Raw genomic sequence first — 22,410 nt, 5'->3', positions numbered from 1 at the left:
TGCCTGTATGTCAAGTAACAGGCAAGTCCTCGCTGGCAGTCGCAGCTTGTGGCGTTCCGCCACCGCCACGCCTACCAGCAAGCATTGTAAGTGTTGCTTTAAACGGCAGTTTATCTTCATCATATTTTGGCGGTAAAAATGCTTTTGGCCCATCCCAATTCAAACCATCCAGCCAAATGACACCACCAAATTCTTTTGCATCAATTAACGGTAAATCATGGTGACTCTCTCCAAACACCTCCTGAGCTTGCTGAGGCGACGTTCTACCTAAGCTGATCCGCATCCCTAGCGAACTCCTGGCCTCTGTTGGGAGCGCAGACGCAGGCATCATTTGCCCCGCTACAATAACCGAGATAGAACTCTGCCGTCCCTTTGTAATCAAGGACAACAGTTTGGCGTTGAATTGGGGATATAGTTTGTCGGCTGTTTTCCTCTGCTGATCCTCAGCCTTCATGTTTGCAACCAGCGACAGTAGCTCATCGACAACAAGGAGAATCGTACCCTGATGAAATTTTTCGCAATGCGTAATATCCCGCTCATCATCGGGATCTGCATTTAGCTCCTTGTATCGCTGATCCATGATTTTGCACAATTCGTCAACGAGCTGAATTGCCTCTTCCGTATTCATGGCAACCTTACCAATACGCTTCATCGACTGACCCAAGAACGCTGCCTTACCATCGATCGTATACACGACATTATCGGGATTATTTACCAAGAAGGATATAATCAGGCCCTTTAGCAAACTAGTTTTCCCCGTTCCTGTTGGACCGACTATCAACCCCATCGGCTGTTTAGATGTTAGCGACATTCTGCCAGTCAATTGAATATTGATCTTTTCGCTTGTCTGCAACGCGTCCAAACGGTTGATTGTAATTCGCTCATCCTTATTGTGAGTTAGGTTAATTTCGATAATGCCGTTTCCAGACTTCTTATCACGAATTTCCCAGTAAGCTGTCGTCTCCTTGGTGAGGAATGCAACCAGGCGGCGTCCAATATCCGCTTCGAAATCCGAGCTGACACGGCCACCCGTTAGTAGCGTGATCTTAACTTCATCATTCGAGACCACATATCCCCATCTTACGTATGCGACATGGCCAGTCACGCCTTGCTTAATCAAATTAACGTTTTCCGAAAATTGCCAAAGCAAACGTTCCATCTTCCAACGTTCAACTGGCGAATATCTACTGTGGAGATATCTCCAAGCCCCAGCAAGAGACACAACTACTCCAAGTAGTCCAAGCATCAGGATAATTGGCCATAGATCTAATTCCGATTTTTGGCCAATTATTTTAGCCCACGTCCACTTAGCGCAGCTCCAGAGAATGATTAGCACTGTAACACATGCCCAGACCTTAAACAATAATCTTGACCGTACCTGCTTGCGTTGATCAACCTCATCAATGGATTCATAGATGCTCAGCTTCGCAGTATGCGTAGAGACTGGCAAAAATCTGCTAATTGTTTCCCTTGCGTTTTTTATCATTCAAGAACTCCTCTTCAAAGTCTCCTACTTGCTGGCCGGTAAAAATTCTGTACGCAGCTGCAATCAAAGACTCAATTCTTTTAACATCGAATGCGTCACGGTTCGTGAGACAATATTGAGCTTCATTCAAGTACGCCCAAACAGATAGCTTCTTTTTTTCACTCATACCTACGCCTACTTCCCATCGCTAATATTCATAACAAGCTTCACGTCACGCCAGCCACTAGTACGCCCCGCGCTCCACTTAAGCATTACCTTGGCGTCTTTCAATTCAATCTCTGTGCCCAAAAGTTCTGCCTCAGAAATTTCCAGCAGATCCTTCTCATCCCCAACAAGTTCCAGTGCATACGTCTTTAAGTCCTCTACCCCGTCGCCAGATTTCTCCAATGTTTTGGCAAGTTCAGCATCTACTATGTGGCATACTACCTTTGCGACCGATCCGTTGATTGGATCACCGTTATCTGCGTAGCGCGGACTTTTTGATACCGATACCACGCGAGCTGCTTTTGGCTTCTCAACGTTGCTAATTTCAACTTCTGAAAGTTTGACCTTGGCTAGTTTCATGCATTTCTCCTTTTCTGGATAAACATCCAACACAGTTTTAATAGACTAACTTTTATCAAAGGCCTTTGATTGACTACATCTTATCTTCAATTACGCCCAATATATATATCAGGCTTCGCCAATGTCTTGACACCCGAAAAACCGGGTATTGACGTATCGGAAAAGATGTGTATCAAAAAAGGCGAAGTTTTTAAAACTTCGCCCTAAGTGACTATTTTGATATTTGTTGGAGAAACCGATTCATTATCAGCGGTGTTACCCGATAATCAACAAATCTTTTTAATGGTTCACCAAGTTGCTTAAGTTCGAGAACCTCACCTAACCCTTCTCTCGAGACACCGCCAGAATCAATCTTATCTATTAGTGGGATTCCTGCGGCAATGCTTTCGTTATCAGCACTACTTTCGAAGTCAATTACTGTCGCTATTTTCGTTTCTTGATTCCGAACTCTTGTGAATTTGTCCCACTCATTCAGCAAGTCGCTTTTTATTCCTTCATATATTTGTTGAATCGTATTGTTCGGAATCCTAAGAGGCTGTGTCTGCTTTATATCATTAATAAGGCTACCTAGTCGGTTATTTTGGAATTGCGCTTCATTACACACTGACTCAAATACATTAGGCAGATAGTTTCTAATTTCATAATTAGACCCCCAAATGCACTCATACACATCCTTAAAATTCAAGGTATCTACAAATCGTAGATAGTACTTGGAAGAAGGCACTAGATAAGGATTCTGACGCGTATCCAATCGGGGAATAGGTGCGGTTATGGAGTCAACCATCGAATAACTTACTTCGTGTTGGTAACTTGGAGCCTCATTATACTCTTTTGCATTCTTGAACCCAGCAGTTTGATATTTGGATACGCCCTGCTCCTTCATACGCCGCTTGAGTCTTTCTGAAAACACCCTGTAGATAAACCAGACCGTATCTCCATATTCGCCGAATGCTTTTTCCCTCGCGGCTACAGTGCTCATATCTATTCGTACCATATTAGCTCCTTGGCATTATACTCCGGATTTTTTTCGATTGTCGTCTTTGCACAGCATTTGCAAATTGGAGAGTACTGTATGCCCACCTTGAGACCAAGGAGTAATATGATCGCCCTCCATCTCGTCGTACTCAAAATGCTTGCCGCATACCGGACAGATTCCATTCTGTTTTGCGTATGCTGCTCGCTTGTCCTTAGGCTTAAATGCCCGAATTGATAATACGCGCTCTGGCCCGCCAAGCACGTACTCAAATATCCCCTTCTGCTTGGTAACATCCTCGTCCTCTATCAGCTCGCTAACTCTAGCTTCGAGCGTAGCCGGATTATACGTATTCTCATGATAAGTATCGTATAGAAACCCCCATTCAATCCCCTTCATCAGCTTACGATAGTTAGGAAAAATAGAGGTTGTCCAATTAATTACGTTTTGAAAGTATAGCCACAGTTCGATTGCCGTTTCATCGTGCTGGTGCTGCGCCATGTACTCCTCAAGCTCAATATCCTGTTTCGACGAGATCCACTTGAGTGTGGTTTCCAAAAAGTCTTGTCGAATAGCAGAACCATTTAAATAGTCGCCGCCAATCTGATATGCGGGACACTGTGATTTCGAAAAGTACTTCTTGGCATCTGTCAACCATGGCCCCGTATAGATTGCATTTCTAAGTTCTTGTGCAGTAAGCTGTTCCCCAACAGTATTGATCACTTTGAACCAATCCAATTTTTCTCGATCTGTACCAGTACAAATATAAACCGTCAGAGGATAGTCCAATATTTGCTGCTGTTCTTCCTGTGTGAGCGTGTGAAAGTACTGGAAATTGATGGAGTAATCACCCTGTACAAATTGACATATTGAGATTGTTCGCTGCTGTCCATCTAAAATTTCATAGTGTCCATCTTCTGCAACAACCCAATACATAACATTCAGTGGGAACCCCTTGCGGACGGTATTAATAACTTCATCACGTTGCTTAGGTTTGTAGACGAATTCACGCTGAAAGGCCGGACGAATATTTAATTTTCCGTCATATCCATATACACCATCTTCATCGGAATCTACATATCCGTTTACGATTTGGCTTACTGGAATATCCTTTTTCTCAATTTGCATGCGTTTGGCCTCCCTTGTTGCGAATTAACACTCTCTTGTACATTGATTTAACGGTGCCATCTTTTTTAGTCAACAAAAGCCCTGAACTTTTTACATCAACAATTTCAAACTGATCTGGATTGTACCGCGTCATGTAAGTAATTGGCACACCAATGACACCAAAGTAGTCACAAGGAATATCCGCAACACGGGATACCTCAATGGCATCATAGTTATCATATTTTGGATATATCTCTGGAGAATAGTTCTTGAAGATTGTCAGCTTTTCGTGACGTTGTGTCGTATCTAAGTTGGTATACCAGCAAATGTTTCCCATTCTCCGCCATTTTTGTCCATTTTCATCAATCTTGAAATCCGTTTTCTTCGCCTCATAGCTTTCAGGTACCTTAAACCAAAAGTGTCCAGAATTGTACCCTAGCCAAATTTCGTTGGCCATAATTAAAGGCAGTACCTCTTTATAGGTAATTGCGTTGAGATTACCAATCACTAGGAATGTTTTGTGAAAAGCTCTTAACTGTGCGATGTAATCAGTAAATAGACTGAAAGGGGGATTGGTTACGACAATATCGGCTTCTTTAAGTAACTGAATTGCTTCCGGACTTCGAAAATCGCCATCTCCAGTTAGTGGTGTTTCAACGTAATCCGGTAAAAATGCAAGTTGTCCAATCTTGTCATCTTGTCTAATTATTTCCAATTTATAACTGGGTTTGTCGGATTCATAGTGCGTAGATATTAGTTTTTTTAGGCCTAACATGTAAAAGTTAATCTGAAAGTATTTCCAGAAATTACTGATGGCTGGATCATCACAATTACAAAACACAACCTTATCCTTGAAATACTCACGATAATGGCGTAGCTCGTTTTCAATCATTGAAATATTAGTATAAAACTCATCTGTTTTTCCAGCACGTGATACATGAAGGTTACTGTTTGTTTGCTTTTTCACGTTCATTACTCCAATTTATTATTTTATCTCTGTACATGTCTGTCATTGACTCTGAGATAGTAGGTAGCCAGACTAACAGACGTATTGAGTAGTAGTTCCGCCTCTGCTGCCTGAATTTTTACTCGTTCATTGCTAGCATGTGCATCGCCATCTTTATTGCGCATTTCTGCGATTAAATCGGTGATTCCATTTAAGTGACTAATCATTTTCGTAATACGTGGATTCCACTCCCGAGAAGGTCTCATTCCCAATGTTTTAACCACCAAATTACGATATTGACCAATATCGCCATTACGCTTACACTTTACGTCGTTATCGGACAATATTTGAAGAAACACCTCTTCGATAAGTGTTCTAGCCTTTGTAACTACGCTGTCAAAATCATTATCCTGCAAGTCATCTTGTCCCTGCGCCAACAACTCTGAAATGTATCCTGAATTGATCCTCTTGATCGGCACGAGGACTTTTACATTCTCATCTGCTGCGATAATTTCCCACGAATTACCACTAGATACGAGTTTTAAGTTGCTGTAGAGAAGAATGGCGTTTATCTCTCTGATTACGCGCTGCTTAATTGCGTCTGCTACAATCAGGATGTCCTTAGATTCATCACCAGTAAGGCCTTCCAGAATAAAGTTATCAATTTCCTTCAGTTGCGAAAACTGACTTCCAGAAAGATACTCATTAATCACCGGTCGCAACTGTGCTGGTGAAAATAGAAACGATAATAAAGAAGCCGTTCGATCATTTGCATGAGTTGCACTGATTATCGAACTCATTCGGCGTAATCTGTTTGAACCTTCTGGATTTGGAGAACCAAATCTGGATCCCAGAGCGTCAAGATCTGCATTTGTTCGGTAAGTTATCCACGGTCGGTCAATCAAGAAAGTTGTAATATCTGTGTTTTCCAGTAATTCAAAATTTTCTGACTCCAATGCCTTTCCCCCCACAGTATTAATAACTTATTTAATTATATATCCTAAGCCCATAAATACCAAGCACTCTACTGTGTATTCTCGCAAGTTCATTTTTCCGCCAGACTAAAAAAGGCCACCAGAACCAAGTAAGTTCTAGCAGTCTTAAATGAGTTTTCGATTGATTGTCCACCATAATTAGGCGGAGTTTCGGCGGAGCACCATATTTTTTTGGCGGAGTTGGCGGAGTTTGAGCTGCCTTGAGCAAATCCAAAATGCCTCTGTATCACTCTTTCTAGCTCAAATTGGCCTACATCGCTATTCCCATTCGATTGTTGAAGGCGGCTTGCTCGTAATATCATACACGATGCGGTTAACATGTGCGACTTCGTTTACAATACGGACTGAGATTTTTTGTAAGACATCCCAAGGGATTCTAGCAAAATCAGCAGTCATACCATCAATTGAAGTAACACCACGGATACCAACTGTGTAGTCATAAGTACGTCCATCGCCCATCACACCAACACTTCTAATGCCCGGTAAGACAGTAAAGTATTGCCAGATTTCACGATCAAGACCAGCATTTTTAATTTCTTCACGTAAAATTAAATCACTATCTCTAACGATTGTTAATTTTTCTTCAGTAATTTCACCAAGAACACGAATTCCAAGACCAGGGCCTGGGAATGGTTGACGCCATACTAATTCTTCACTCATACCCATTTTTTCGCCAAGTTCACGAACTTCATCTTTGAATAATGTTCGCAATGGTTCGATTAAGCTAAATTGCATATCATCAGGAAGGCCACCAACATTATGATGAGATTTAATTGTTTGGGCAGTATCTGTCCCAGATTCAATCACATCAGTGTAAAGTGTTCCTTGAGCCAAGAAGTCAATTCCTTTTAACTTAGTAGCTTCATCATCAAAGACACGGATGAATTCATTACCAATTGTTTTACGTTTCGTTTCAGGATCAGAAATTCCTTCTAATTTACCTAAGAAACGTTCTTGAGCATCAACTTTAATGATATTCAAGCCAAATTTACCGCCAAGCATTTCCATAACTTGATCAGCTTCATTTTTACGAAGTAAACCATGATCAACGAAAATACTTGTTAGTTGGTTACCAATTGCTTTGTGCAATAAAACACCAACAACTGAAGAATCAACCCCACCTGATAAACCAAGAAGGACTTTTTTATCACCAACAGTTTCGCGGATTTTAGCAATTTGTAAATCAATAAAATCAGCCATTGACCAGTTACTTTCAGCTTCACAAACATCAAATGCGAAACGACGTAAAATGTCATCCCCAAATTCAGTGTTGCGAACTTCAGTATGGAATTGAAGGCCATAGAATTTCTTATCAAGATTTTGCATTGCAGAAATAGGACAGTTAACAGAAGTTGCAACTGATGTAAAACCATCAGGAACTTCTGTTACTAAGTCACCATGACTCATCCAAACTGTTTGTTCAGCTGGTAATCCTTTGAATAAAGTTCCTTCTGGATTAGTAACCTCAATTTCAGCCTTACCATATTCTTTGTTATCTGCACTTTCAACTTTACCACCTGGCATTGTATATGCCATTAGTTGCATACCGTAACAGATACCTAAGATAGGAATACCTAATTCAAAGATTTCAGGATCTACTCTGAGTGCATCTTCATCATAAACACTATTTGGGCCACCAGAAAAAATGATACCTTTAGGGGCAATCTCTTTTATTTCGGCTGCACTAATCTTGTGTGATAACAATTCAGAATAAATTCCGAATTCACGTACACGACGAGTAATTAATTGATTATATTGACTACCAAAATCAAGAACGATAATTTTGTCGAAATCTTGCATGCTAACGTTGGCCAAAAATAGTCACCTCTTCATATTTTTTAGTTTCTTATTACGTCTATTCTACTGATTGAAACCCACTTGGTCAATCGTTTGATTTAATTTTCATGAAAATCTGTGAAAATATCTCTATTTTCTAATATTTGCGTAAATAAACGGTATTAATTCGATGCTCATCTGTCTTCTCTAAAATAAGATCAGCACGATTTCTGGTTGGTAAAATGAACTCTTGTAAGTTCTTTAAATTCACGGTTTTCCAGACATTACGTGCCAACTTAAATGCTTCATCGTGGTTACCAATCGCATAATCATAATAGTAATTTCCAGGTTTCTGAAAAGAGGTGTTCAAAAGAACACCAAAACGTTCCAAATACCATTTTTCAATTAAGTCAGCATCAGCATCAACATAAATTGAATAATCAAAGAAATCACTAACATACAATTGTTGGTTACTTGGTAATTGTAAAACATTAATCCCTTCAACAATCAAAATATCTGGTTGATTAATTGTTTGTACCATTCCAGGTACAATATCATAACTATCATGTGAATATACTGGTGCTTCAGTTTTCAGACCACTTTTCACGTCGTTTAAAAATAGAATTAGTTTTTCCATGTCATAACTTTCTGGAAAACCTTTACGGTCCAAGATATTCTGGTGAATTAGTGTTTCATTAGGATATAAAAAGCCATCCGTTGTAATTGCTTGAACCTTTTTTGTTGGGTATAACGCTGTGAGTAATAATTGCAACAAACGTGCCGTTGTACTTTTACCCACTGCAACACTACCCGTAATTCCAATCACAAAAGGCCATTTTTGATCTTTAATTCCTAGAAAATCTGCTTTTTTTGATTGCAAATCTTGCTTACCCAACAATGTCATATTTAATAAATGAACCAATGGCATGTAAATTTCCTGCACATCTTGAACTGATATCTTATCATTAACAGATTGAATTTCATTCAATTTTTGTTGTGACAAATCAATCTGTTTCGTTTTATAAAAGCCACGCCATTCATCCCTTGGAATTTTATAATAATTCATTTGTTTATCCATTTTAACAATCCTCTAATAAAAATGACCTATCAGTTTCCGCAATAGGTCATTTCTTCCATAGCTTATTTTAAACTATATAAACTTTTTGAAACATGGTCAAATAATGGTGATAATTCTTTTTCAGCATAAACAGTTAGTCGATGCATTGCTCTTGAACAAATCGTATAAACTAATTGACGCTCGTCTTCTTCATGATAGTTAATCTTTGAAGCGCCCCACATAACAACCGCATCAAATTCCAAACCTTTAGCTAGGAAAGCTGGCACAATAATCGTTCCATCGGCCAAACGTTGATTTTCCGTTTTAATCAATGTAACTGGCACGCCCTCGGCTTGTAATTGTTCATACAATTCTGTACATTCAGCTAATGATTTAGCGATGATTGCCGTTGTTAGATGATCATCCACATTTTGTTGTACTTGTTTTTCTAAATCGTGAACTAATTTATCAGAATTATTATCCACAGTCATTGTGGGTAAGTCACCTTGTCGGTTAAATGACGTCACTGATTCACCATTTATCAACACTTCTTTTGTGAAATCTGTGATTTGTTGTGTTGAACGATATGATTTCGTCAATTGCACGACTTTGGTTTTATCAGCTGGGAATAAATGTCCCAATTCTGATAGTAAACTCTTACTATTTTCTTTTGTGAAAATAGCCTGGTTTAAATCACCAAGCAGTGTAAACTTAGCTCTTGGGAACCCTTCCTTCAAGAAAGCTAATTGAAATGCCGTGTAGTCTTGAATTTCATCAATAAAGACGTAACGGACATCTGTTTCACCATGCTTACCCGTCATACGATCAAATAAGTATAAGTATGGCGTAACGTCATGCATCGATATTTGACGATTTTTTAAACGTGACACAACTTCAGCCACATCTGCTTGCCATTCTTCTACAGTAACATTATAGTCACTCAAATTAAGATACTTAGGCACATTGTGTAAAAAGTTCACATATTGTGAACTGATATTTAAGAATCGATTGCGCACAATTGCTCTGTGCACACTTGTAAATTGGCGCATAACTAAAGTACGCGTTAAGAAACGCATTTCTTTATCACCGCTTGCAAATTCGCGGTCTTGGTCTCCATACAAATCATTCAATTGTTCTTTAGACATATCTTGAATTGCTTTTTCAACCCATTCTAACTTAGCCTCAGCTTCAATTCGACGATTCAATAATTTAACTAATGATTCACGTGTTGCTTCTAATCTTGTCCGTAAATGATAATTTTCATTATATTTATAGTAGATACCTTTTATTTTATCTTTTGAAATAAAGACTTCATTATTGAATTTAATATCTCTGAACTTCATGTCTGCTTGTTCCAAATGTTCTGAATAAGCAGTTGAGGCATTAAAGAATGCCAAACTATTTTTCAGAACTTGAATACGTTTTTTAGCAGGCGCATTGTCTTCTTCAAAGCGTTCTTGTAACGTTTCAACTTGCATATTTGGTAAACGTCTTGATGCATATTGGAAATAAGTCATTTGAACCATATTTTGTTCACCAAGTTCTGGCAACACTTGATCAATATAATCATTAAATAATTGATTAGGTGAGAATAAAACAACTTGACTAGCTGTTAAATTACCGCGGTAACGGTACAGCAAGTAAGCCACACGTTGTAATACAGCTGAGGTTTTACCCGAACCAGCTGCACCTTGAACAAATAATAATTCAGCTTTTACATCTCGAATAATTTGATTTTGTTCCTTCTGAATCGTCGTTACGATACTCTTCATCTTTGTATCAGCAGAATCATTCAAGACGTCTAATAACATCTGATCACCAACAGCTTCATCAGTATCAAATATCGTTTCAATTTGGCCATCTTCAATTACGAATTGACGTTTCAATGAAACATCTACTGTTTGATCACCATCAGGAGTTTGGTAAGTGACATCACCTAGTCCGCCATCGTAATAAACACTCGATATGGGTGCACGCCAATCATAAACCATAAAGTGTTCAGGTCGATCAGCAAAAGAGCCCAAGCCAATATAGATTGTTTCTTTTTTATTAGTTCCTTCTTGAATGTTTAAACGTGCAAAATAAGGTTTCTTTTCTAATTTCTTTAAAATGTCTAAACGAGAAGTTGCGTTTTTCCAACTCGTTTCACGTTCAGCTAATAACTGTTGTTGCTGACGAACAGACATTGCTGTATCAATCATTCCAGTGTATGTTGTCGTATTGATATGAACATCACTTGTAAATTCGCCATTAATCGATCGTGCTTCACTTTCAGCGTACTTTATTTCATTTTGACGTTTAACTTCAGCATCTTTTATTTTAACAATAACATCATCAAGATGTGCTTGTTCTTCGATTTTAATTTCATCAGCCATTTCTCAATACCCCACTTTACATGATTTTATTAGGCCTAATAGTGTATCATTTTTTTATAATCAACTCAAATAGGCAACTAATTGAACTTATTTCTTATTTGGTAGGAATTGGTCAACTACGATTCCAACAGCTAATCCAATTAATGTTGCGACAGCAATTTTACTTATCACAATCCCAATAATTAGACCAATTAAAGTTGTCATTCCTGCAATTAAAGTGTGTCTAGTCATATTGACCTCCAAAAATTTAATATATCTAGTATACCAGTATCGAAACCTGTTTAACACTGGTGACCTCTTATAGTGAGACAAATCTTAATAAAAGCTAAATATCAGTTAAAATAATAGCCTTTTTTTTAATTTCAGTTTAATATAATGAGTAAGACTAAAACGATTGGAGGGCCTGACAATGTTCGAACAAGCTTGGTTTTTCTTCACCCATTTCGAAAATTATTTAGGACCTCTTTTCCAGACTTTAGGTAACTGGAGTTACTTAATTCTTTTTGTACTTATCTTTGCCGAAACAGGTCTTGTTGTTTTTCCTTTTCTACCTGGTGAGTCGCTACTCTTTTTCACTAGTTCCATTGCCGCCTACTCAACAGATACCATTGATATTCGGGTATTAGTCCCAATATTCTTTTTTGCCGCACTCTCTGGAGATGCCGTGAATTTTGAAATTGGTCGACATTTAAATAAATTACCTTTCTTTAAAAAAAGAATCCCCCCTGAAAAGATGGAAATCGCCAAAAGTTTTTTCAAAAAACATGGTGCAAAAACAGTCGTATTTGGACGCTTTATCCCATTAATTAGAACTTTTGTGCCACTTATTTCTGGTACTATTCAAATGAATTACAGACATTTTAGTATTTTCAACTTAATTGGCGTCTCACTTTGGGTAGCCATTGGAAGTGGCGTCGGTTACTACTTCGGCGCAATTCCATTTGTTAAGGATCATTTTTCTATTATTTTCCTTTCAATTGCCGGGATAGCATTACTTCCAGTGGTCTTAGCTGGGTTAGTACAACTTACGAAATTTTTACTTAGAAAAAAACTTGATGCTAAATTCTAGGATAAGCTTTTTAGAATAATCGTTTTCTTTAGCGTATAATGGGGCTATCACATAAACTTCAGGAGGTTCTCATGCCATTTACAGTCTATCTCGTTCGCCATGGTCAAACCATTTTCAATAAATATAATCGGATGCAAGGTTGGTCCGATTCACCACTTACAGAAAAAGGCATTAACGACGGCCACACTACTGGAAAAAAATTATCACAAATTCAGTTTGCTAATGCATACAGTAGTGATACAACCCGCGCAAATCGTACAGCTAACTACATTTTATCTGAAAATGAAAACTCTTCAGATTTAATTGTTACAACATCTGAGTTTCTTAGAGAGCAAGGCTATGGTTACTATGAAGGTGCCGATTCTTCTCAAGCTTGGTTTGTTGTTGGTAAGCCACATGGCGCTGCTAATTTCACTGAGATTTTGCAAAAATTTTCAATTGAAGAGGCACGTGACTTCTTCAAAGAAATCGATCCTTTCCATGATGCTGAAGACGATGCCGATTTTTGGGCACGTCGTAATAAAGGTTTTGATTTATTGCGTAAAGATGCTAAAGATGGCGATAACGTTTTAGTTGTCAGTCATGGGACAACAATCAGAAGTATCGTTTCTCATTTTGCACCCGAAATTGATATTACAATGAGCCCTAAAAACGGTAGTGTAACTAAGTTAATCGTTGATGACAATTCAGTTAAAGTTGAATATTTCAATCATCACGATGATGATAAAATCTAAATAAAAAAGGAGTAACCAATTTTTAAAATTGGTTACTCCTTTTAGTTTAAATTGATTTACGTTGTGTCTTGTAATCGATAACTTCTTTTTCAGATAAATTACCTAATTCTTGTAATTTATCTTCAATAATATTTAAAACAATATTACGATCAGCTTCATTTTCAACAAAATCGTATTTATCGCCATCAATAACTAAAAATTCAGAAACGTCATATTCTTTTTCCCAATCTTCATAATAGCGAAGTAATGTTTTATAGTATTCAACCAATGAGTGGTCAGTTTCAATTTGTTCATAATCACGGCCACGTTTTTGAATACGATTAACCATTGTTTCATAAGAAACTTTAATCATAACCATCAAATCGGGTGATTTTTTATGTGCAGCATAAGGTAACTCTTCAAGCATATTTTCTAATAAATCTTGATAGATGTTATATTCAACAGTTGTGGCATTACCCATTTCTGTATTCATCTTCATAAAAATAGCATCTTCATAAATTGAACGATCAAGAACATTATTATCTTCTTGCATTGCTGCTTTAATCATTCTGAAACGACGATTCAAAAAGAAAGTTTGTAATAAGTAAGCGTAGGGATTTGTTGCTTCCTTATCCCCTGCTTCACGTTTTTTTGCAGCGATTTCGTTACCTTTGTAAAATAAAGGTAATACCGGGTTATCTGTAACAGGTTCGTAAAAAGCCTCTACCCCAAGTTCTTCAGATAAAATTTTTGTCATACTAGATTTTCCTGAACCAATAATACCAGCCAACGTAATCAAAATAATAAACACTCCTTCTTGAATAGTTAATACAATTTATGCAGTTAAAACAATTAGATTTAGACTTGTAATTAATATCTCATTCGGTATCATCTTACTAGTAGTCATAAATAATCTCATATTTTAATTCTCCGTTTATTTAGTATACATTGGATTAAATAAAATAAAAGTCTTTTCTTTTTCTAAAATTAATGCATTAAGTGAGACTATTCATCAAAAACCAGACAGCTCTAAGTACCTTTTTTATTTACAAATTAAATATTTATTTATGAAAGGATTTCATATGTCATTTACCGTTTATATGGTTCGTCATGGCCAAACTTTTTTTAACTCTTTCCAGAGAATGCAAGGCTGGTGTGACTCTCCACTTACAGATAAGGGAATCAACGATGCCACCCATTCAGGAAAACTTTTACGCGATAAATCATTTAATGCCATTTATCGAAGTGACACAATGCGTACAAAAAAAACACTAAGCCATATTTTAAGTGAAACGAATGTTGAAGAAAATGCACAGTTAACACCAATTGAAACAGCACTTTTTAGAGAAGAATATTATGGCTCATTTGAAGGCCAAGATACTGCAGCTGTTATGCAAACAGTTGGTACACCTTTTAATTGTCAAACCTTCAATGATATTCTTGAAAAATATTCCATCGAAGACTCACGTGATTTCATAAAAAGTGCTGACCCTTTTAATTTAGCTGAAAATGACCAAGAATTTTGGAATCGCTATGATCATGCTTTTGATTTTTTACGCACTAACCAAAATAATAATGACAACGTTCTATTAGTTGGTCACGGGACAGCAATTAGAAGTATCGTTTCACGATACGCACCTAATATTGATATATCATCTAGTCCTAAAAATGGTAGCGTCACTAAATTAATCGTTCATCACGATACAATTGAAGTTAGCTATTATGGTAATTTTGGCGAACAACCCATCTAAATAAAGAGAGGTGAATACTCAGTTTTAAAAACTGAATATTCACCTCTTTTTTATTTTTTTAATACCATCCCTTTATATAAGGTAACTGTTACCCAATAATATCCCAAATAGAGAACTGCAAAAATAATAAATGGAATCGTTATATGTGAATATGGATCTGGAATTAATTCCTTGAACATTTGTAGTCCGAATAAAACGTGGATTACACCGACAATTCCAGGTAAGAAGAATAAGATGCCAATTTCGCGCCTAATTGATTTTTTCATTAGTCGTTGCTTAGCGCCTAATTGGTTCAATAAATCATATCGTTTTTTATCCGTTGCCGCACTAGACAATATTTTAAACATAAGAACACTTGCTAACATTGCCAACATCGCAACGCCTAAGAAGAATCCAATGAATTCTAATCCGCCATAAATGCCGTTAGCCAACTGATATACGACATACTTATTCATAAAATAAGATGAATTATCTAACTGATTTTTAGGTATTTCTTCGCTCAATGCTTTTAAGATTTCTTTATTATCTTTAAATGATGCTAACCTAACAGTATGGATACGTTGTGTCTTCGCCGAAACAGCTGAAAATGATGCGTCAGAGACAAGTACTGGATTTAACATATCAGGGGATTCCAATGTAGTTCTAACAGCATTTCCCCATAGATTATCCTCATTTTTAGCTGTCATTTTGGCAGGGTCAACTTTAATAAATTTACCGGTAGCCGTTCCCGTTTCCGTGAAATCAAGCGTGTACAATGGTGATTTCACAAAGTCAGATTTTTTAAAATAACGGACAGAACCAACTTTTTTTGCTTCATAAATGGACTCTTTTTTATCAGTCAATTGACTAAGTAATTTTTTCTCTTTTGTTGATGGATTTTGGACAACAACATCATATGGGGAAGTAGAAGTAGCTGTTTGATCAACCACACCAGAGAATCCCATCCCAACAGTTATTGCGCCTAATGCTAGTGCAAATAACATCGCAACCATTGTTAGAACCCGATTTAATGAACCTAATCGAAAGCTAAGTTGCCCTAATAAAAAGGTATTTAATTGCTTTTCAGAAAATCCCTTATTACGTTTTAATAATTGAACCAATCCACTAAATAATGAATTGAAAATTAAAAATGTCCCAATCAAAATTGTTACGACTGACCCAATAAATCCAGCCATTTGAAACAGTGCTAAATGACTTAATAAATAATAGCCACTTGCAATTAAACCTAATCCTAAGATACTTTGAATTAAGATATTATAAGATTTTAGCTTTTTACCTTGTGGTTGTTCTGCTTCATTTAATAATTTTAAGATAGGCGTTCTTAACAAGCTTTGTCGATTAAATATAGCAGCAATCATGAAAAGAATAACGAAGAAAAGCATTGTTATTAGGATTGCTGGGAAATAAAAAGCTTGAAAAGAATGCGGTGCAAGATCCATTTTATCTACTAAAAATTGGCTAACGCCATATGTCAGTCCAATACCAACTAAAATACCAACAGCTGTTGCAATTAAGCCAATAATTAAAGTTTCAGTGAAAATTAAGCGCCCAATCTTACGCTTTTTAGCGCCTAGCATCATGAACATCCCATAATCTCTTTGACGCATGCTCATTAAAAATGTATTCGCATAGATAATATAAAACAGTGTAATAATTGCAAGTAGTACAGAACCTACTTGGAAAATCATTGCTGCAAATTTTATCGTCGCATTTTGTTTAATAAATTCTTGATTAGTTGCTAATGCTTCAAACATGTAAAAGATTGCTGAAGCCATAATGAGTCCTGATAACAAGATTAGATAATCTTTAAAGCGACTCTTAATTCCAGTTAAGGATAATTTTAATAACATATTGTTTCCTCCCTTCTTAAAATTATTGTTCACTCTTAGCTAGTTCATTTAAAATTTCTTGATAAAACTCTGTTCGCGTATTCGTTCCTTGAATCAATTCTCGACCAATCTTACCATCTTTAATAAAGAGAATTCGTTGACAGTAACTCGCACTAACAGCGTCATGAGTCACCATCAAAATTGATACTTGATCATTTTTATTTAAACTTTCCATCGTTGATAGGAGTGACTTTGCACTTTTAGAATCCAAAGCACCTGTTGGTTCATCTGCTAATAAGATTGCAGGATTATGGACTAAAGCACGAGCTGCTGCAACTCGTTGCTTTTGGCCACCAGATAATTCAGTTGGAAATTGTCCAAGAACACTATCTATCCCCAGTGTTTTCGTTAATTTATCAATACGTTCTTGATATTTAGAAATAGACGCATTCTGTAATGATAGTGGCAATGTTATATTTTCAGCTGCCGTTAAGTTATCTAGCAGGTTAAAACTTTGGAAAATAAAGCCAATTTGTTGTGCTCTAAAATCTGATAGTTTATCGCCACGCATCATTGAGATATCCTGATTATTAATCTCAATTTGTCCTGAAGTCGGCTGGTCTAGTGTTGATAATAAGTTAAGTAATGTTGATTTACCTGATCCTGATGCCCCCATGATACCAATAAATTCACCCTGTTCGACAGAAAAATTAATCCCTTTTAAGGCTTCCGTTTTCTTCTCTTTATTCTTACCGTAGACTTTTTTAACATCTTTTGCGCTTACAACTATTTCTTTCATTTTATTAGTCCTCCATTTATATTTATCATTTTACTATATGTGTACTATTATACATAGTACACATTAAATAGCAATTTTTATTATCGTTAATTCTTAACTTAATTCTCATTAAAACGATTACATTTTATATTAATTTAATTTTTCATGGAAATTAATTAGTCAGTTCACTATACTTATAAATTGTTAGTTTAATTTACATAGTTATTTATCACGGGAGGTACTTATGGAAAACGAGAAAAAAACATTTATATCGTGGCCAGTTTTGGCATTAATGTCATTCGTAACAGTTATTGGCTTCGACGATATCGTCTATAACTTTCAAAATCAAGGTATGGGCGTTATTACATCTTGGATCATTTTATTGCTATTATATGTAATTCCCTATTCTTTAATGGTAGGACAATTAGGTTCCGTCTTTAATTCAGAAGGTGGCGGTTTAAGTTCATGGGTTCGCGGAACTCGTGGCGAAAAACTAGGTTACTTTACGGCATGGACTTATTGGGCTGCTTCGATTCCTTACGTTGTTGATACCGCTAATTCAGTCGTTGTTGGCTTTGGTTGGTTATTTAACGGAAGTAATGCACTCGAAGATAGTTTATCAACAGCTATGTTCGCGTTAATAACATTAGTAATCTTCGTTGGTTTCATTTTTGTTCAACGTTTCTTCAAAGGTTCATTAGAATTTTTAGGTCTTATTGGTGGTGGTACCATGTTCATCCTCACAATTTTATATGTTGTAATGGCATTTGGCTCATTATTAACACCTTCAGGTCGTATTGCAACAACAAATATGAGCTGGCACACACTAATTCCTAAATTTGATTTACATTATTTCACAACAATTGGTTTATTAATTTATGCGATTAATGGTGCAGAATTAATTGCGCCATTTGTCACAAAAATGAAAAAACCTAAAAAAGATTTCCCTAAAGCCATGATTATGTTAACCGTTATGACAATCTTCTTAACAGTTTTCGGCTCATTCGCACTTGGGATTTTCTTCAATGCCCATAACATTCCTAATGATTTTAAAATGAATGGTTCGTACTACGCATTCCTTCGTTTAGGAGATCAATTTCATATGGGTAGTTGGTTAATGTATGCCTTCGCTATTACTCAAATTGTGTACATGTGTGCTCTTCTAGCTGTTCTTCTTGACGCTATGACTCGCATGCTTATCTCTGACACAGGCGCTCGTTATATGCCTAAGAAATTACTTAAAGTTAACAAAGATGGTTTACCAATTAATGGGTACATTTTAACTTGTACTTTAAGTGCCTTCATTCTCTTCTTGGGTGTCTTCTTGCCAGATATGAATACAATCTTTAATTGGTTACTGAACTTGAATGGAATTATTTCACCAGGTGTCACTTGTTGGATTTTCTTCGCCTTCATGCAGATCCGTAAAAATAGTGCTAAATATCCATCAGAATATGTCTTCATTAAAAATGACAAATTAGCTTACGCTGTTGGTTTATGGTGCTTAGTTGTTACTGTTTTGGCAACAGTCTTTGGGATTATTCCTCAAGATGTCGAGATGGGTAGCTCACTATTCTACTACCAGTTAGCCATCAATATTATTAGTGTCGTTGTTCTTATCGGTCTTGGATTCATTATGCCAATGATTGCTGAACGTGAACGTAAAAGAGATGGTATTAAAGATTAAATTCAAAAACGCTATGACTACTTAATTAAAAGTAGTCATAGCGTTTTTGAATTTAATCTTTTATTATTATGCCATCTACACCTATTGACTCACAAATCGTTAAAAACCTCACATCTTCTAGATTTTCAAAATGAACGTGATAGTATTTAAACCACTCACGATATTCTTTATAGGTTGTTATAATTTGATTGGCCTCATTTTTATCATTTTTTAAATCATTGAATAGCGCTCTACGATCCTCATTAAATCCATAAAATGCTGTGTAAGTCGCAATACTTTCAAGAAACACATCAGAAATAATTTCCCAACTCATTTGATTCTCCGGAATATTTCTTTCCTCTAATAATAGCCTCACATCATACGGTAATGCGTTTACATTTTTTATTCCTTCACCTAAACTCATTCGATTACCCCCCGATAATTGCAATTAATATACCACACCCTTCTCATCGATAACAAGCACTTGGCTTGTTATCTATTTTAATTTTTTCTGCGTCTTATAAAAACAAAAAAAGCTTAACAATATTGTTAAGCTTGCCGTATATTTTAAGTTCGCATTTTAAGTTAAATTAATTTTATATTCTAACTTTTTTTTACTTAATTTCTTGTATGATAGCATTTCTTAATTATTACTTGCATATGCTTGTTGACCATCATACCATTCACAGACAGTTAGAAATCTTAATTTCGAAAAACAATTAACATTAGCCTGATATTTTTCGAACCAATTACGATAATACCGATATTGCTTAATTAACTGCGCGGCCTCTTCTGGATTTTGTTTCAATTCATCAAATAGCTGCTTTCTATCATCGTTAAATCCATAGAATTCAGTAAAATTAATTGTACTTTTAATAAATAAATCGAATAATACGGCTAAATCATTATCTTTTTCGCAGAGACGCCCCTCTTGAAAAAGTAATTGTACATCATACGGTAATTCTTTGTACGCTTCATTATATACTTCTGTATCATCTATCATGTTGGGTGCTCCCATTCTCCCCACCATATAAAACCCTTTGTTCCACATAACGTTTTAGTTGAACCTTTTATTCATTCCCAAATCAAAAAATAGTTATGTCGTTACCTAATTCTAATACATCTAGTATACATTATTTTATGCATAATTACCTAAAATTTTTATACTTCCTTTAATATATTTAAGATACTCATACAATTAATAGTTTACACCCTTTTTAAAATCAAAAAAGACCTTTTCAAAAATTCTTGAAAAGATCTTTCTGATTTATTATTCAGCTTCTTCTGCCAAAGTATTGGCAGCTCGTTCCTTATACATAGGGATTTCATCTTCACTTGCTAAAACAAAATGTTCTGGCGAAATTTCAACCATTCGACGTTTTTTACCATCTGCCTCAACTGACGAATCGTATGGTACTGGAATGCGATTACGTTCAAATTCAGGGTCAGGAACAGGAACGGCCGAGATTAAACTGGCTGTATAATCGTGTAAAGGATGTGTATATATTTCGTCTGCAGGAGCTATTTCTAATAACTTACCATAATGCATCACACCAATTCGATCACTGATATATTTAACCATTGATAAATCATGTGCAATAAACAAATATGTTAAGTTATGTTCAATTTGTAATTCCTTCAACAAATTAACAACCTGCGCTTGAATTGAAACATCTAATGCAGAAATAGGTTCATCTGCGATGATAAACTTAGGTTCTACAGCTAAAGCACGAGCAATACCAATACGTTGGCGTTGGCCACCTGAAAATTCATGGGGGTAGCGGCTAGAATGATCTTTATTCAATCCAACTGTTTCTAATAATTCTTCAACACGTTTCGCACGTGCTTCATCATTGGCAGCTAAATGGTGAATATCTATTCCTTCTGCCACAATATCTTTAACTTTCATTCGTGGATTTAGTGATGCATATGGATCTTGAAAAATCATTTGCATGTCACGGCGAAATTGTAATTTATCTTTTTTAGACTTAATTTTACGAATATCAACACCATCAAAATCAATTTTACCATCAGTTGGTTCATATAAATTGATGATACTACGACCTGTTGTTGTTTTACCAGACCCTGACTCGCCCACCAAGCCAAATGTCTCGCCTTCATAAATATCAAATGAAATATCATCGATAGCTTTCACTTCGTCTGGTTTGCCGACATTAAAATATTGTTTTAAATGACGGACTTTTAAAATTTTATTTTTCTTTTGTTCCACTATGTTCAGCTCCCCTTCCTTAGTTTTCTACCAAATTTTGATTCGCTTTAATTTTTGTTTCTTGTTGTTTTGCAAAAATTTTATACCGTCTTTGAATTTCAACTGGCGGCGTTACTTTAGGTGCATCTGGATGCAACAACCATGTAGCTGCTGCATGTGTTGGTGAAACATCGAAGAATGGTGGTTGTTGTTCTGTATCAATCTTCATAGCGTACTCATTCCGAGCGGCAAATGCATCCCCTTTTGGTGGATCCAATAAATCAGGAGGTGTACCTGGAATTGCGTACAGATGTTCACTATCAAGTGTTGGCATTGAATTCAATAAGCCCCAAGTATATGGATGTTGTGGGTTATAAAAGACCTCATCGACTGTCCCATATTCAACAATCCGACCTGCATACATAACCGCTACACGATTAGCCATACCAGCAACAACCCCTAGATCATGGGTAATGAAAATAATTGATGTTTCAATTTTTGCTTGTAATTCTTTCATTAATTCCAAAATCTGTGCTTGGATGGTTACATCTAAAGCTGTTGTTGGTTCATCAGCAATTAAAATTTCTGGATAACAAACTAATGAAATCGCAATAACAATTCGTTGGCGTTGACCACCAGAAAATTGATGTGGATAGTCCTTAAAGCGTTTTTTAGCATCTGTAATCCCAACTAACTTCAAAATTTCCAAGGCTTGCGCCATTGCTTTTTCTTTTTTTACATGTTTATGCTTCATTAATGGTTCAGCAATTTGTCTACCAATTCTCATAGTAGGATCTAAAGAAGTCATTGGGTCTTGGAAAATCATTGCGATATCTTTACCACGAATGTTTTCCATTTGTTTTTCTGATTTTTTAAGTAAATCTTCACCATGAAAAAGAATTTCTCCACCCATAACTTCTGCATTATTAGCTAATAATCCCATTAAACTTTTTGTTGTAACGGATTTACCGGAACCTGATTCACCAACGATTGCTAAAGTTTCACCTTTAGCCAGATGAAAACTAACATCACGTATGGCTTTAACATCTCCAGCATACGTATGAAAATTAATTTCTAGATTGTTAACTTCTAAAATATTTTCTGCCATTTTTCAAC

At 36.2% G+C, this 22,410-nt stretch carries 22 protein-coding genes; 4 read left to right on the top strand and 18 right to left on the bottom strand.

The annotated features are described in order from the left end of the window. Positions 1-10: 10 nt before the first annotated feature. From AC1RPJ_RS01460 to AC1RPJ_RS01410, 11 genes are all read right to left on the bottom strand, one after another. Complete coding sequence (locus AC1RPJ_RS01460) at positions 11-1,486, bottom strand: FtsK/SpoIIIE domain-containing protein (RefSeq protein WP_481760905.1); 1,476 nt, start codon at positions 1,484-1,486, stop codon at positions 11-13. Next, a complete protein-coding gene (locus AC1RPJ_RS01455) occupies positions 1,458-1,652 on the bottom strand; it encodes a hypothetical protein (protein WP_481760906.1) in 195 nt (64 codons plus the stop codon). The genes AC1RPJ_RS01460 and AC1RPJ_RS01455 overlap by 29 nt, the downstream gene beginning before the upstream one ends. An 8-nt stretch (positions 1,653-1,660) precedes the next feature. Then, positions 1,661-2,050, bottom strand: a complete 390-nt coding sequence (locus AC1RPJ_RS01450; protein WP_481760907.1) for a hypothetical protein — start codon at positions 2,048-2,050, stop codon at positions 1,661-1,663. Between the two features lie 211 nt (positions 2,051-2,261). Further along, the gene (locus tag AC1RPJ_RS01445; RefSeq protein WP_481760908.1) at positions 2,262-3,044 is read right to left on the bottom strand and encodes a hypothetical protein; all 783 of its coding nucleotides are present in this window, start codon (positions 3,042-3,044) and stop codon (positions 2,262-2,264) included. Between the two features lie 15 nt (positions 3,045-3,059). Beyond that, the gene (locus AC1RPJ_RS01440; RefSeq protein ID WP_003588255.1) at positions 3,060-4,151 is read right to left on the bottom strand and encodes a GmrSD restriction endonuclease domain-containing protein; all 1,092 of its coding nucleotides are present in this window, start codon (positions 4,149-4,151) and stop codon (positions 3,060-3,062) included. Continuing rightward, a complete protein-coding gene (locus AC1RPJ_RS01435) occupies positions 4,141-5,103 on the bottom strand; it encodes an adenine-specific methyltransferase EcoRI family protein (protein ID WP_481760909.1) in 963 nt (320 codons plus the stop codon). Before AC1RPJ_RS01435 ends, AC1RPJ_RS01440 begins: the two co-directional genes overlap by 11 nt. Positions 5,104-5,120: 17 nt before the next feature. Continuing rightward, positions 5,121-6,032, bottom strand: a complete 912-nt coding sequence (locus tag AC1RPJ_RS01430; protein WP_481760910.1) for an abortive infection family protein — start codon at positions 6,030-6,032, stop codon at positions 5,121-5,123. Between the two features lie 297 nt (positions 6,033-6,329). Beyond that, positions 6,330-7,871 (bottom strand): glutamine-hydrolyzing GMP synthase, encoded by a 1,542-nt coding sequence (gene guaA / locus AC1RPJ_RS01425; RefSeq protein WP_481761138.1) that lies wholly within the window; start codon positions 7,869-7,871, stop codon positions 6,330-6,332. A gap of 133 nt (positions 7,872-8,004) precedes the next feature. Then, positions 8,005-8,925, bottom strand: a complete 921-nt coding sequence (gene coaA / locus AC1RPJ_RS01420; protein ID WP_481760911.1) for a type I pantothenate kinase — start codon at positions 8,923-8,925, stop codon at positions 8,005-8,007. A gap of 62 nt (positions 8,926-8,987) precedes the next feature. Further along, a complete protein-coding gene (gene helD, locus AC1RPJ_RS01415; protein ID WP_481760912.1) occupies positions 8,988-11,279 on the bottom strand; it encodes an RNA polymerase recycling motor HelD in 2,292 nt (763 codons plus the stop codon). An 87-nt stretch (positions 11,280-11,366) separates the two neighbouring features. Beyond that, positions 11,367-11,510, bottom strand: coding sequence for a hypothetical protein (locus tag AC1RPJ_RS01410; protein WP_481760913.1), 144 nt, complete (start codon positions 11,508-11,510; stop codon positions 11,367-11,369). 178 nt (positions 11,511-11,688) lie between these two features. Here AC1RPJ_RS01410 and AC1RPJ_RS01405 point away from each other — a divergent pair, with 178 nt between their 5' ends. Together AC1RPJ_RS01405 and AC1RPJ_RS01400 are read left to right on the top strand one after the other, a co-directional pair. Then, entirely contained in the window at positions 11,689-12,348 is a 660-nt protein-coding gene (locus tag AC1RPJ_RS01405; RefSeq protein WP_481760914.1) for a VTT domain-containing protein, read from the top strand. 71 nt (positions 12,349-12,419) lie between these two features. Then, the gene (locus tag AC1RPJ_RS01400; protein ID WP_481760915.1) at positions 12,420-13,082 is read left to right on the top strand and encodes a histidine phosphatase family protein; all 663 of its coding nucleotides are present in this window, start codon (positions 12,420-12,422) and stop codon (positions 13,080-13,082) included. 46 nt (positions 13,083-13,128) lie between these two features. On the opposite strand, the gene AC1RPJ_RS01395 is transcribed toward AC1RPJ_RS01400, so the two are convergent. Next, the gene (locus tag AC1RPJ_RS01395; protein WP_481760916.1) at positions 13,129-13,860 is read right to left on the bottom strand and encodes a deoxynucleoside kinase; all 732 of its coding nucleotides are present in this window, start codon (positions 13,858-13,860) and stop codon (positions 13,129-13,131) included. Positions 13,861-14,143: 283 nt separating this feature from the next. Between AC1RPJ_RS01395 and AC1RPJ_RS01390 the strand changes: the two genes are divergently transcribed. After that, a complete protein-coding gene (locus AC1RPJ_RS01390) occupies positions 14,144-14,812 on the top strand; it encodes a histidine phosphatase family protein (RefSeq protein ID WP_481762398.1) in 669 nt (222 codons plus the stop codon). A 50-nt stretch (positions 14,813-14,862) separates the two neighbouring features. Here the strand turns inward: AC1RPJ_RS01390 and AC1RPJ_RS01385 are convergent, their stop codons facing one another. Both AC1RPJ_RS01385 and AC1RPJ_RS01380 read right to left on the bottom strand, forming a co-directional pair. Beyond that, a complete protein-coding gene (locus AC1RPJ_RS01385; protein WP_481760918.1) occupies positions 14,863-16,662 on the bottom strand; it encodes an ABC transporter permease in 1,800 nt (599 codons plus the stop codon). A 22-nt stretch (positions 16,663-16,684) separates the two neighbouring features. Next, the gene (locus tag AC1RPJ_RS01380) at positions 16,685-17,440 is read right to left on the bottom strand and encodes an ABC transporter ATP-binding protein (RefSeq protein WP_481760919.1); all 756 of its coding nucleotides are present in this window, start codon (positions 17,438-17,440) and stop codon (positions 16,685-16,687) included. Between the two features lie 223 nt (positions 17,441-17,663). Between AC1RPJ_RS01380 and AC1RPJ_RS01375 the strand changes: the two genes are divergently transcribed. Then, entirely contained in the window at positions 17,664-19,106 is a 1,443-nt protein-coding gene (locus AC1RPJ_RS01375) for an APC family permease (protein ID WP_481760920.1), read from the top strand. Positions 19,107-19,158: 52 nt separating this feature from the next. Here AC1RPJ_RS01375 and AC1RPJ_RS01370 read toward each other — a convergent pair whose 3' ends face one another. The 4 genes from AC1RPJ_RS01370 to AC1RPJ_RS01355 all read right to left on the bottom strand — a co-directional run bounded on the left by AC1RPJ_RS01370 (position 19,159) and on the right by AC1RPJ_RS01355 (position 22,402). After that, complete coding sequence (locus AC1RPJ_RS01370) at positions 19,159-19,509, bottom strand: hypothetical protein (protein ID WP_481760921.1); 351 nt, start codon at positions 19,507-19,509, stop codon at positions 19,159-19,161. Positions 19,510-19,728: 219 nt separating this feature from the next. Continuing rightward, entirely contained in the window at positions 19,729-20,088 is a 360-nt protein-coding gene (locus tag AC1RPJ_RS01365) for a hypothetical protein (protein ID WP_481760922.1), read from the bottom strand. A gap of 267 nt (positions 20,089-20,355) precedes the next feature. Beyond that, a complete protein-coding gene (locus AC1RPJ_RS01360; protein WP_481760923.1) occupies positions 20,356-21,315 on the bottom strand; it encodes an ABC transporter ATP-binding protein in 960 nt (319 codons plus the stop codon). Positions 21,316-21,334: 19 nt separating this feature from the next. Further along, the gene (locus AC1RPJ_RS01355; RefSeq protein WP_481760924.1) at positions 21,335-22,402 is read right to left on the bottom strand and encodes an ABC transporter ATP-binding protein; all 1,068 of its coding nucleotides are present in this window, start codon (positions 22,400-22,402) and stop codon (positions 21,335-21,337) included. Positions 22,403-22,410: the final 8 nt, after the last annotated feature.

This window comes from Dellaglioa sp. CoH-57-MRSF-17, assembly GCF_056782015.1.
Note: the sequence above shows the minus strand (reverse complement) of the source record. Positions and strands in the feature narration are given on the sequence as shown.